Raw genomic sequence first — 12,943 nt, forward strand, 5'->3', positions numbered from 1 at the left:
TTCCTCAAATGGATGCCGCCAGGGATAGGGGATAGGATACACCGGTGAAACTCCTACTTTTTTTAGTACAGACCTCCGGGTGGATGGTCGGTTTGGCAATTATCACCGGGTTTCTCAGCGGCGGGAGCAGTGCCGGTTTGATTGCCCTGATCAGCCGTGCCCTAGTCGAAGGGGTCACCCCCTTGGTCATCCTTGCTTTTATCGGTTTAGCCGGAATTGCCCTCGCCACCAGCATTATTTCCCAGGTGATGCTGATTCGCCTGTCCCAGCGAGCGGTTTTTGACCTCCGCCTCCATTTGAGCCGCCAAATTCTCCGTGCTGAACTCACCCATCTGGAGCAACTGGGCACCCCCCGCCTCCTGGCGACCCTGACCGAGGATGTGCAAGCCGTCGCCAATGCGGTTTTTGCCATCCCTTTTTTGTGCATTGATGCCGCCATTGTCCTGGGCAGTCTCGTGTACATTACTTGGCTCTCGTGGCAGGTTTTATTCATGGTGGTGGGGTTAACCACCGTTGCGATTGGCAGTTGTCAATTTTTTACCCATTTGGGCAGTCAATCCCTCGCCCGTGCCCGGGAAAAACAGGATCATTTATTCCAGGATTTCCAAGGGCTAACCCAAGGGATCAAAGAACTTAAACTTCATGCCCAAAAACAACAGGTATTTTTGCAAGAGCACTTGATGGTTCATGCCCAGGAATTTCGCCGCCATACGATCACCGGCTTAACCTATTTCGCCAGCACCTCCAGTTTGGGAAAACTAATTTTCTTTTTCGCCATCGGTTTTGTACTCTTTAGTCTGCCAAAGCTCATTACCCTCAACCCCCAAACCCTCTCCGGCTATGTGTTAATCTTCACCTATTTAATGCTCCCAATGGAGAATTTGGTGAACAATTTACCCACCCTCAGTCGGGCAGGTGTCGCCCTAGAAAAAATCACCTCCTTGGGTTTATCCCTCTCCGGTTCTAGTGAATTGGAAACCGTAGCACAGCCGCTCCGACAATCATGGCAAAAACTGGAATTGCGGGAAGTCGTACATCAGTATCCATCCTCTCAAGATGACCAACCGTTCTGTTTTGGTCCTGTGAGTTTAACGATTGTGCCCGGTGAAATTGTCATGATTATTGGCGGCAATGGCAGTGGCAAATCCACCCTGGCGAAGTTAATTACGGGTTTATATACTCCCAAATCTGGGGCAATTTATTTTGACAATACCCTGATTGATGCCCAAAACCGCCATTGGTATCGCCAACATTTTGCCGTGGTTTTTTCTGATTTTTATTTATTTGAAAGTCTGTTGGGTTTGGAAGCGGATCAAGAGCTGGTTTATCAATACCTCAAACAACTACAAATCGAGCATAAAGTTACGATTAAAAACGGGCAATTTTCCACCACCGCCCTCTCCCAAGGACAACGGAAACGCCTGGGTTTACTGATTGCCTATTTGGAAAACCGCCCCATCTATCTTTTTGACGAATGGGCTGCCGACCAAGACCCCCGGTTCAAGGAGTTTTTTTATACGGAATTTCTACCCAATTTGCGGGCACAGGGAAAAACAGTTTTAGTGATTAGTCATGATGACCATTATTTTCATATTGCCGACCATTTGATTAAGCTAGATTATGGACGAATTGAGTATGATAAATATGTGGATACACCGGTAGGAATTTAGGGATGCCTCTGTTTACTGATTTTTATAGCTACACGATAGGTATAGTAGGGTAGCGATGAGTACATTGACCTGGGAATATCCTCAATGGCTGTAAATCAATAGAGGAGAGGTGCCCTTGAATCTAAATTTTAGGAGGTTTATATTATAAGAAGATAATAGTAGCAAAATGAACCCATACAATCTACTTCAAACCCTAGGATGAAAAAGATAACCTACCGCTTAGGTGAATTATTTTGTGGGGCAGGAGGTCTCGCTTTAGGTGCAAAATCTGCTCATATATTAAATCATGAATTTGATTGTTCAATTTCTCATGTATGGGCTACGGATTATGATATGTCAGCCTGTGAGACATACCGCCGTAACATCTGTCCAGACAATCCTGAGTCTGTTATCTGTTGTGATATTAGGCAATTAAGTTTTGAAAAATTACAGAGTATTTCACCAATTGATGGATTAGCATTTGGCTTCCCATGTAACGATTTTAGTATAGTAGGTGAACAACAAGGTATTAATGGGACGTATGGACCACTTTATAAATATGGCGTAACAGCATTAAACTTTTTCAATCCCCAATGGTTCCTGGCTGAAAATGTAAGCGGTCTTAAAAATTCCAATGATGGTCGAGCTTTTGATATAATCTTAGAAGAATTAAGAAATGCTGGTGATGGTTATGAAATCACTCCTCATTTGTATAAATTTGAATGTTATGGTATTCCGCAGGCAAGGCATAGAATTATTATTGTTGGAATCAGAAAAGATTTAGATAAAATTTTTAGAGTTCCTTCGCCAGAACCATATAAAAATGTGGATGTATCCTGTCGAAAAGCGATAGAGAATCCACCAATTCCACGTTTTGCATACAATCATGAATTTACAAAGCAATCTCAAGTTGTGATTGAACGACTCAAGTACATTAAACCCGGTGAAAATGCTTTTACTGCCAAGATTCCCACTCAGCTACAACTTAATGTTCGTGGTGCAAAAATCAGTCAAATATACAAGCGCCTTGACCCGACCAAACCAGCTTACACGATAACCGGGAGTGGTGGTGGCGGCACCCATGTTTATCACTGGTCGGAAAACCGTTCATTAACTAATAGGGAAAGGGCTCGATTGCAGACTTTTCCTGATAATTTTATCTTCTATGGTTCTAAAGAAAGCGTCAGAAAACAAATTGGTATGGCGGTTCCCCCAAGGGCGGCTGAAATTGTATTCAATGCACTTTTATCTAGTTTATTAGATATTCAGTATCCATTTATACCTTCAAATATAATAGCGGTTAAAAGTCTTTTTGAAGGTACACACTATACATTCAATGAAAGTAATGGAGAATATCAAGTATGAATAAAAACGAACAGGAAATTTTTAAATTTAGAGTCAATCAAATTAAAGAGTATTTAGCTCGACAAATTTCTGTCGACAATGCAGTTGAACTAGCAAAACAAATTGTAACAGGTGCAGAGGGGGGGAATGAGTTTGGTAAAAATAATTTTGATTCTTGGTTAAGTGACCGTTTTATCCCTCAATTAGTCTGGCTTTCAAGTGATGATTATACCAGGGGAATTACACGAGCATTACCTCAAGCTTTACGATTCACAGGTTCAGATTTTGGTAGTGCTAAACAGAGAGATTTTGGACAATTATGGATGGATACGACCAGAGGTTTATTAGGTGAAATAGCGGTTCAAAAATTCTTTAAAGACAAACTCAATACAGAGATAGAGCTGGATACTAGCATTGATCAGAATTTAGATGATTACATTACCACTGACATAAAGTTTGTCAAAGAATCCTCTGGTGCCTATCGCAATGCAAGAATCAATACCAGTATTAAAACAGGTAAGTTTAATGCCCGTTGGTTGGATGAATATAGTGCAACTAAAATTAACAAAATCGATGTTTTTATTTTTGTCCGATTAGGAATGCCAAAAGAACATTTTATTGCTTATCTCAAAAATATAAGTTTTTTACGAGATAAACTAATTCCCAGAGCAATAGAGATTGGTGAAATTACAAATGAGCTGAGTTTAGGATTGTGGAATGCAATTCCAAATTTTGAACTCATTCCTGCCTATGTAGTCGGATTCTTAGCTAAGCAAAATTTACAACAGCCTATTCATTCGATTACCTTAGAAATCAAAGGAAAACCAGATTACCAACGAGGAGATACTACAAAAGATACCAGAAAAATCTACATCAAAAAAGGCATAGGTATATTTACTAAAAACAATGTATGTGCTCGACCAGAGTTCCAGCAACTTAATGTACCAGACAGTTTACCAATTTTAATTGCTGGTATTGAAAAACAGATTGATAACAAAGAACATTTCTACGCCAATACCGGCTCTTTTGATTATGGGATGGAAAAATGGCAATGCTTTGCACATATATTGTAATGAACAATTTCCGATATGCCTAATGTCCTCTGCTACGGGCTTGCCCTCTGGGATATGCTGGCGGATCAAACCGGCATCCCCCGCAACCAGGTGCGTTCCTGGACAGCCTATGCCGGCGGGGCGGGGTTGAATGTCGCCTGTGGGTTGGGCGCATTGGGCGTGTCGGGGGCATTGATCGCTGGGGTGGGGCAGGATGAACGGGGAAGCCAATTACTCCAGGTTTTGCAATCCTACCAAGTTTGTACAGATTACATACAAAAACTACCCTATCTGACCCGGTTGGTGGAGGTCATCCGCAGTCAGGAAGGGGAACGGGAATTTGTAGGATTCTATCCGCCCGATTGCCAGGAATTTGCCGATGGTTATATCACCTTTTTGGAACCTAATTTTATACCTAAATGCGTGTATATTGAAGCCCTGATGTTAGCCTTTCCCCAGGCAAGAAAAACCGGTTGGCAATTGGTGCATTGGGCTTTAGAAAAGGGTTTAATGATTCTGGTAGATGTGAATTGGCGACCTGTATTTTGGTCAGATCACAAATTAGCGAAATCTCTAACTTTAGAATTACTTAAAAAAGTGCAAGCGGTAAAATTGACTAGTGAAGAAGCCCAATGGTTATTTAATAGTGATGATCTTAATAGCATTCACCAACAATGCCCGCATTTAACCCATATCTTCCTAACCCAGGGTGCCCAGGGCTGTGATTATCAGATCGGCGAATACCAAGGTCATTATCCCGCATTTGTAGTAAATACCATAGATACCACTGGGGCAGGGGATGCGTTTGTAGCAGGATGGCTACATCAATGGCTAACCTATGGGGAAACTTTAATAAGTAATGCAAATTTACTTAATCAAGCATTACGTTGGGCGAGTGCGGTTGCCGCTTTATCCACTACCGCTCTGGGAGCCATTACCCAAGCCCCAACGGTGAATACAGTGCAGGCATTCCTGTCCGCCCAGCCCCTGGAGTGAACCACCCCCACGCCACCGCCGTCTAAAAGGATGAAACCCTTTGGATGGGAGATGAGATTTTATGGGAGTAATGCGTTGCTTCGTTCCGGCTTTGGCCGCTACCTTGGCACTCGCTGGGGTGGCTCAAGCTGGAGAAGTCACCCTCACTGGGGAAAACGGTAAAACCGGCACCATCAATAGCCAACGCAACCGCACGGAAACCGGTTGGACGGTGGAACGCCTCTACACCAACCCCCAGGGGCAGACCAAATCCGTGAATAAAACCGTTACCCCCACGGGCAATGGCACCGTCACCACGACCCGAAGCACCATCGGTCGCCAAGGGGATACCACCTTCAGCACGGGCATTTGGACAACGGATGGTAATGGGAATTACACCGGCACCGTCGAGCGCACCAACCGCCAAGGGCAAACCAACCCATACCAGGTGAATGGTCAGCGGAGTCGCACGGAAACCGGGCGCACCAACCATGCCACCGTCACCGGCCCCAATGGGAACACCCGCTCCTATAGCCGGGTCGGAAGTTGTAACGGCGGAGTTTGCACCGGCACCACCACGTTTGACAACGGCAGTACCCGCACCGGCACCTTCGACCGTAACAACAACACCTTTGCGATTACCGGTCGCCAAGGCCGCACCCGCACCGGCACCTACCAACGCACTCGTTAAGGAGAATCTGCATGAAACGGATGTTATTACCGGCTTTGTTGGGGTTAATGTTGACCGCCCCTGTGGTCACCGCCACCCCCGCTCAAGCCCAATTTGAAGTGGCGCAACAGACTAAACGCAGAGGCCCGCTTGCGGATTTGAACCTCACCCCGGAGCAACAACAACGGATACAACAAATTCGCCAAAATTCCCGGAACCAAATGCAACAAATTTTGACCCCCGAACAGCGGCAACAACTCAGCCAACTGCCAGGTCAAACCCCGGAACAACGGCGAGCCACCATGAAAAGTCTCAACCTCACCGATGCCCAAAAACAGCAAATGAAGCAAATTCGCACCAGTACCCGTCAGCAAATTGAAGCCATTCTCACCCCGGAGCAACGGCAACAACTCGAAGCCCGTCGGCAACAATGGCAACAACGGCGGGGTCAGCCCAACAACCCGAACAACCTCTAATCCTCATCAGAACCAGGATTAAAAATCTAATGACAATGAAGCAAAAGCCCCCCGGATTTGGGGGCAATTTTTTTGCGTTTTTTGGGTGGAGTAAGCTAGCGACCAATGCCCAAGACCGTTGCTAAGGAGCGGGCCGCATTCCCCGGTTCCATCGCATCAATTGCTGCCGTGGGTTCATAACCACAATGCACCATACAGTCCCGACATTTGGGATTGCCGCTGGCACGTCCGTAGTTTTCCCACTCGGTGGTTTCCAATAATTCTTGATAGCTTTGGCAATGTCCTTCATTGAGTAAATAGCAGGGTTTTTGCCACCCCAAAACACTGTAACTGGGCATTCCCCAAGGGGTACATTCGTAGTCCTTTTCCCCCACTAAAAAGTCAATAAATAAGGGGTTATGGTTAAAATTCCACTTGACCTTGCCCTGGCGATAGGGAGCCATAATTTCCCGGAATAACGCCCGGGTTTGTTCCCGTTTTAAGAAATGCTCCTGATCCGGTGCCCATTCATAGCTATAGCCGGGAGAAACCATCATCCCATCCACCCCCAATTCCGTGAGAAAATCAAATAATTCTTGTATATCTTCCGGCTTGGTGCCATCAAAAACAGTGGTATTGGTGGTGACTCGAAAACCCGCTTTTTTCGCCGCTTTAATCGCACTGATGGCTATATCAAATACCCCCTTGCGATCCACACATTTATCATGCAATTCCCGCATTCCGTCTAAATGCACGCTGAAGGAAAAGTAGGGAGATGGGGTAAATTTTGACAAACTTTTTTCTAACAAAATCCCATTGGTACAAAGGTAAACAAATTTGCGCCGTGCCACCAAACCCGCCACAATTTCATCAATTTGGGGATGCAGTAGGGGTTCACCGCCGGGAATTGCGACCACGGGTGCCCCACATTCTTCTACTGCCCGGAAACACTCCTCCGGGGTGAGATTGCGTTTGAGAATATCCACCGGATGCTGAATTTTGCCACAGCCCGAGCAGGCTAAATTGCAACGAAATAGGGGTTCCAACATCAAGGTCAGGGCGTACCGTTTGCGCCCCAACATCCGTTGCGTTACCAAGTATTTGCCCACTTCCAGAGCTTGCAACCAATGAATTGACATCAGAACCACTCCTCAAAAAACACAGGGTTAAGCAATCTTAACGCTTTCTACCCCGATACTGTAAGGGATTTCCCCAGGACTGGCAAGGGAAAAGTTAAAATTCCAGCATGGTCAGCCCAGGTGTGTTATGCAAACGGCGATGCCCATTTTCATCCCGCCTACATTACGTTGTACTGAAGAACAGTTCAGGGAATTGGTGAAATTCAATCCCGATTTGCGCTGGGAATTAACTGCTCAAGGGGAAGTGATTGTCATGGCACCAACGGGGAGTGAAACGGGGAATTATAACTTTGAATTAAATACGGATTTAGGAACTTGGAACCGTCAGCAAAAAATGGGGAAAGCCTTTGATTCCTCAGCAGGGTTTCGCTTACCGAATGGGGCGATTCGTTCTCCTGATTTAGCCTGGATTGCTCAGGAACGTTGGGAACAGTTATCTCCTGAACAGCGGCGACAATTTGCCCCAATTTGCCCTGATTTTGTCCTGGAATTAGTCTCCCCTGCGGATGATTTAGCCACTGTGCAAGCTAAGATGCAGGAGTATTTGAAAAATGGCTGTCGGTTGGGTTGGTTGGTCAATCCTGAAACCCGCAGTGTTACGATTTATCGCCCTAATGTTGCCCCTGAAATTGTCACTTTTGATGTGGTTCTTTCTGGGGAAGATGTTTTACCGGGGTTTACTGTGGATTTACGGCACATTTTTGGAAGTGATGAACTGTAGGGCACCCCTATCAATTCCAAGTTAGTGGTCACAGGGACACCCCCGCCCTTGGTTCTGGGTAATTATTGATGATTGGTTCAAATAAATAGAGGTTCCCTGTTTTTGAAATCGCTAACGCTACGCTATCAAAACCCAACGCACCCGTCCTTGGGCAACGCCAGGGAGAGGCAGTTCATCCGGGGGGACATCCTCCGGGGCAAACAGGGTTAATGCCATCCTTTGCCCAGGGGTCAACGTTACGGGCGGTTCCCCCAGACAATGTAATGCTTTAGTACTTAGGGATGACCACAGTTCCCCGGCGGTGAGATGTCCCGGCGTTACCAATCCCGCCCAGAGATAACTTAATGCCACTCCCAACCCCGCTAACCGGGGGGGAGCCAGCCCAAAGGGCACCATTTTTTCCTCGTAGGTGTACGCCTGGTGGTCAATGGCAATGGCATCAATCACCCCGGTTTTTACCCCTTGAATTAATGCCAAACGGTCGGCGGGATTACCGAGCGGGGGGTCAAAGCGCAGATAGGGATTGTAATCCCCCAGGTGACTGCTATCCCACAGCAGGTGGGTCCAGGGGGTACTGGCGGTAATGGGTAACTCCGCATCCTTGGCTTGGGCAATCAATGCCACGCCCCGCTGGGTGGAAATCCGCATGAAATGCACGGGGGGAGCCATGTCTAGCTCGGTCAGGAGTTCCAAAATTGCTGTCAGCGCCGAGGTTTCTGCGGCAACCGGCACATCGGGTAACCCCCAGGTCAGGCTATGGGTTCCAGAGCGGGCAACCCCAGCCGGGTTGAGGTGAGGGTTGTGCGGCATGAGGGCGATGGGTTTTCCCAATGGTTGGGCGTAGATCAGCAATTGTTGCAGTAAACCCAGGTGAGTTAAGGGTCGTCCATCGCTGAACCCCGCCACCCCCGCCCGATGCAGTTCCGCCAATTCCGCCATCCGTTCCCCCCGCAACCCCTGGGTCAGTGCCCCCCAAAGCCGCCATTTCAGGGGTATTTGGGCGTGTTGTTCCTGCCACCCAGTGACCACCGCTGCCCGATCCACCACCGGTTGGGTTCCCGGCAAAAGGGTTAACCGGGTAAAGCCCCCCTGCACCGCCTGGGCGACCAACTGGCTGAGGGTTTCGCGCCCCTCGTAGCCTGGTTCACTACTTTGGCTGTACACATCCACCAACCCTGACCCCAAAATGCACCCCTGCGCTGGGTATGCTGGCACCCCCTCTTCAACCGGTAACTGCGGTGCAATCCCCCGAATCCTGCCCTGTTCCAACCACACATCGGCGATTTCTTCCCGTTGTCCCACCGGGTCCAGCCAGCGCACCTGCCGGAGAATCAGGTTAGTCTGGGGACTCAGGACTCCAGTCGGTAGCCCAAATCCCGCAGGAGATGAGGGGTCTGTCGCCATTTCGGTTCCACTTTCACAAACAGTTCCAGGTACACCGGTCCGCTGACCAATTTTTGCATCTCTTGGCGGGCGTGACTGCCAATGGTTTTCAGCATTTGCCCCTGATGACCGATGATAATCGCTTTCTGGGAGGGGCGTTCTACCACAATCGTGGCGAAAATGCGGGTGATTTGCGGGGTTTCCTCCACCCGGTCCACCACCACCGCCACCGCATGGGGCACTTCCTCCCGGGTGAGATGTAAGATTTGCTCCCGGATCAATTCCGCCATGATGAACCGCTCCGGCTGATCCGTGACCATCTCCGGCGGGTAATAACAGGGACCAGGGGGCAACATCTGCAACAGTTGGGCGTGCAATTCGGGAATCCCCTGCCCGGTGACGGCGGAAAAACGCAGTAAGGGTGCCGATGGAAGCAGAGCCTGATAACTGGCGGTGATCTGATCTATCTGATCTAATTGAGCCGCTGGAACCAAATCCCGTTTGTTTAAGCCCAGCACTACCGGCGTTGGATGGCGCGCCAACCACTCGGCGATAAACTGATCCCCCGTGCCCGCCGGTTGGGAACCATCCACCAAAAACAACACCACATCCACCGCCCGCACCAGGGTTTGGGCATTTTTCACCAAAATTTCCCCCAGGCGATGGTGGGGTTTGTGAATGCCAGGGCTATCCACGAGGATAATTTGCCCCTGGGGTAGGGTGAGAATCCCCCGCAGGCGGTTACGGGTGGTCTGGGCGACTGGGGACGTAATGGCAATTTTCTGCCCCACTAAAGCGTTCAACAGGGTGGATTTGCCCACATTGGGTCGCCCGAGGAGTGCCACAAACCCGGAGCGAAATTCCTGGGCAGGTTCGCCGCTCACCAGCTTTGCGCCTCGTGTACCAGGCGGAGCGTCCGGGACACACGTTCCGGGAAAATCACAATCAAATCGCCGGGTTTCCCCTGTTTGAGTGCCGTTTGGATCGCCGTCGTTTCCTCCAAAATCACCTGAAATATCCTGGTAGCCACGGTTTCCGACACCCCCAGTTGCAACCAGTTGGCGGCATCACCCCGAGGTCGCCCCCGGGTGTCATCGTCCTCTTTGATAATCACCCGGTCAAACAATTCGGCGGCAATCCGCCCCATTTCCCGCAAATCCTCGTCTCGGCGGTCCCCCGGTGCCCCGATCACCCCGACCCGTTCCCCCTTGTCCCACCGGCGCACAAATTCCCCGACCGCCCGATACCCATGCGGATTGTGGGCGTAGTCAATCAACACATGGAAATCCCGCACCGCCAGCAAATTCATCCGCCCCGGTGTCTGCGCCACCCCCGCCGCAAAGGTGCGTAACCCCTGGGCTAATTGCGCCACCGTCACCCCCACCCGGTACGCCGCCAAGGTCGCCGCCAGGGCATTTGCCGTCATAAACCCCACCGTCCCCCCCAGGGTCAAGGGCACCTCCGCCACCGGCACCACCGGCATGGTTTGCTCCCCCTGCAAAAGAGTAATTTCCCCCTGGATCACCGTCGCCCCCAAGCCCCCCCGTTGCTGATGCGCCCGCAACACCGGATGCTCCGGGTTCAAACTGAAATACGCCACCGCCCCCTTCACCCGCTGAGCCATCGGCGCCACCAACCCGTCCTCCGCATTCAGCACCGCCAACCCATCCGGCGCCACCACCTCCGCCACCACACTTTTGACCGAAGCCATCTGCTCTAGGGTGTCAATGTCGTAGCTCCCCAGGTGGTCGTCGGAAACGTTCAACACCACCCCCACATCACACTGGGCAAACGCCAACCCGGAGCGCAAAATCCCCCCCCGGGCACTTTCCAGCACCGCCAATTCCACCGTCGGGTCATTCAAAATCAAGCGGGCACTCTGGGGTCCCGTATTGTCCCCCGGCTCCGCTAGATAATCGCCAATATACGTCCCATCCGTCGTGGTAAATCCCACCACTTTTCCCATCTGCTTACACAAATGCGCCGTCAAACGGGTGGTCGTGGTTTTCCCATTGGTGCCCGTGATTGCCACGATGGGAATCAACCCCCGGCTGTCCCCCGGAAACAACTGGTCTAAAATCGGCGCACAGACATTCCGGGGCGTGCCCTCACTCGGTTGCAAATGCATCCGCAACCCCGGGGCGGCATTCACCTCCACCACCACCCCGTCCACCTGCCGCAACGGTTGGGTAATATCCGGGGTAATCAGGTCAATTCCAGCAATGTCCAACCCCACCCACTGCGCCGCCCGCTCGCACAGCCACTGGTTTTCCGGGTGAATGGTATCTGTACAGTCAATCGCCATCCCCCCCGTACTGAGATTGGCGGTATTTTTTAAGTAACACACCTCCCCGGGGCGTAAAATGCTATCCAGGCTATAGCCCTGTTGCCGCAGTACCCACTCCGTGGTTTGGTTCACCACCACCCGGGTCAGTACATTATCATGCCCTTCGCCCCGCCGGGGGTCTTGGTTCAGGCGTTCCACCAGTTCGGCAATCGTACTGCGCCCATCCCCCACCACCTGTGCCGGTAAGCGTTGCGCCGCCGCCACCACCCGTCCTCCCACCACCAGCACCCGGTAATCGCCCCCCCGATGGTACCGTTCCACGATCACTGCGCCGCTTTTGGACTCCTGTTTGGCGAGGTCGTAGGCGGTTTCCGCATCGGGATAGGTGCCAATGTTCAGGGTAATCCCCCGCCCATGATTCCCATCCAGGGGTTTGATCACCACCGGAAAGCCCCCGGCTCGGTCAATCGCCTCCGCCAAGTCATCAAAGCGGCGGATCACATCCCCCTTGGGCACCGGGATTCCGGCTGTTTCCAGTAATAATTTTGTACTGTCTTTATCCCCCGCCAATTCCACGCCCAAAATGCTGGTGGCATCGGTTTGCGCTGCCTGGATGCGCCGTTGCTGTACCCCGTAACCCAACTGGATCACATCCCGCACCGGCAGACGTACCCAGGGAATCCCCCGCCGTTCCGCCTCCTGCACCAGGGCATCGGTGGTGAGTCCCAGGGAAGCGGCTTGTTTCAGTGCCCGCAGTTCCTCCAGGTCGGCGGCGAGTTCACTTTGGGGGTAGCGTTCCCCCCGCGCCAGGGTTTCACAAATCCGCACCGCGGCTCGCCCCGCAAACCGTCCCGCCCGTTCGTGCTGGTATTCATAGACCACGTTGTACACCCCGCGAGTGCTGGTTTCCCGGGTGCGGCCAAAATTGAGGGGCATCCCGGCGAGGGTTTGCAATTCCAGTGCCACGTGTTCCACCACATGACCTAGGAGCGTGCCCTCCCGCAGGCGTTGCAAAAAACCGCCCCGGCAACCAGGGGAGCAAAAATGTTCCTCCAAGGAGGGCAGGAGCGTCACCAACGCCTCATAAAATCCCCGCAATTCATCGGTGAACCGTTCATCCCAATCCTCCAAATCCAGACGCAACACGATCAGGCGATGGCGGCGAATACTCCAATAATTCGGTCCCCGCAACGTCAACACTTGGAGAATTTTCATGGTCACCTAGGAACTTTGTGTCCATTCTAAAAGGGAATGTCCTGCCGACTTGG

At 50.7% G+C, this 12,943-nt stretch carries 11 protein-coding genes; 7 read left to right on the plus strand and 4 right to left on the minus strand.

Annotated features, from left to right (window positions below; translation table 11 throughout):
- Nucleotides 1-44: 44 nt before the first annotated feature.
- The 6 genes from MLD66_RS07485 to MLD66_RS07510 all read left to right on the plus strand — a co-directional run bounded on the left by MLD66_RS07485 (nt 45) and on the right by MLD66_RS07510 (nt 6,166).
- Entirely contained in the window at nt 45-1,670 is a 1,626-nt protein-coding gene (locus tag MLD66_RS07485) for a cyclic peptide export ABC transporter (RefSeq protein ID WP_247216551.1), read from the plus strand.
- A 198-nt stretch (nt 1,671-1,868) separates the two neighbouring features.
- The gene (locus tag MLD66_RS07490) at nt 1,869-3,014 is read left to right on the plus strand and encodes a DNA cytosine methyltransferase (protein ID WP_247216553.1); all 1,146 of its coding nucleotides are present in this window, start codon (nt 1,869-1,871) and stop codon (nt 3,012-3,014) included.
- On the plus strand, nt 3,011-4,066 hold the full coding sequence (locus MLD66_RS07495; RefSeq protein WP_247216555.1) for a hypothetical protein: 1,056 nt from the start codon (nt 3,011-3,013) through the stop codon (nt 4,064-4,066). The genes MLD66_RS07490 and MLD66_RS07495 overlap by 4 nt, the downstream gene beginning before the upstream one ends.
- Before the next feature lie 15 nt (nt 4,067-4,081).
- Nucleotides 4,082-5,041 (plus strand): carbohydrate kinase, encoded by a 960-nt coding sequence (locus MLD66_RS07500; protein WP_247216557.1) that lies wholly within the window; start codon nt 4,082-4,084, stop codon nt 5,039-5,041.
- 70 nt (nt 5,042-5,111) lie between these two features.
- On the plus strand, nt 5,112-5,711 hold the full coding sequence (locus MLD66_RS07505; RefSeq protein ID WP_247216560.1) for a hypothetical protein: 600 nt from the start codon (nt 5,112-5,114) through the stop codon (nt 5,709-5,711).
- Nucleotides 5,712-5,722: 11 nt separating this feature from the next.
- Complete coding sequence (locus MLD66_RS07510; RefSeq protein ID WP_247216561.1) at nt 5,723-6,166, plus strand: hypothetical protein; 444 nt, start codon at nt 5,723-5,725, stop codon at nt 6,164-6,166.
- 95 nt (nt 6,167-6,261) lie between these two features.
- On the opposite strand, the gene hpnH is transcribed toward MLD66_RS07510, so the two are convergent.
- Nucleotides 6,262-7,284, minus strand: coding sequence for an adenosyl-hopene transferase HpnH (gene hpnH, locus MLD66_RS07515; protein ID WP_247216562.1), 1,023 nt, complete (start codon nt 7,282-7,284; stop codon nt 6,262-6,264).
- Between the two features lie 127 nt (nt 7,285-7,411).
- On the opposite strand from hpnH, the gene MLD66_RS07520 reads away from it, so the two are divergent.
- On the plus strand, nt 7,412-8,005 hold the full coding sequence (locus MLD66_RS07520; protein WP_247216563.1) for a Uma2 family endonuclease: 594 nt from the start codon (nt 7,412-7,414) through the stop codon (nt 8,003-8,005).
- Nucleotides 8,006-8,122: 117 nt separating this feature from the next.
- Here MLD66_RS07520 and MLD66_RS07525 read toward each other — a convergent pair whose 3' ends face one another.
- From MLD66_RS07525 to cphA, 3 genes are read right to left on the minus strand one after another with little or no spacing between them, the layout of a single operon-like run.
- The gene (locus MLD66_RS07525) at nt 8,123-9,409 is read right to left on the minus strand and encodes a dihydroorotase (RefSeq protein ID WP_247216564.1); all 1,287 of its coding nucleotides are present in this window, start codon (nt 9,407-9,409) and stop codon (nt 8,123-8,125) included.
- Nucleotides 9,355-10,275, minus strand: coding sequence for a GTPase Era (era, locus tag MLD66_RS07530; RefSeq protein ID WP_339397031.1), 921 nt, complete (start codon nt 10,273-10,275; stop codon nt 9,355-9,357). Before era ends, MLD66_RS07525 begins: the two co-directional genes overlap by 55 nt.
- On the minus strand, nt 10,269-12,890 hold the full coding sequence (gene cphA / locus MLD66_RS07535; RefSeq protein ID WP_247216566.1) for a cyanophycin synthetase: 2,622 nt from the start codon (nt 12,888-12,890) through the stop codon (nt 10,269-10,271). The genes era and cphA overlap by 7 nt, the downstream gene beginning before the upstream one ends.
- Nucleotides 12,891-12,943: the final 53 nt, after the last annotated feature.

Origin of the sequence: Synechococcus sp. C9 (assembly GCF_022984075.1) — a bacterium.
Classification (GTDB): Bacteria; Cyanobacteriota; Cyanobacteriia; order Gloeomargaritales; family Gloeomargaritaceae; genus Gloeomargarita.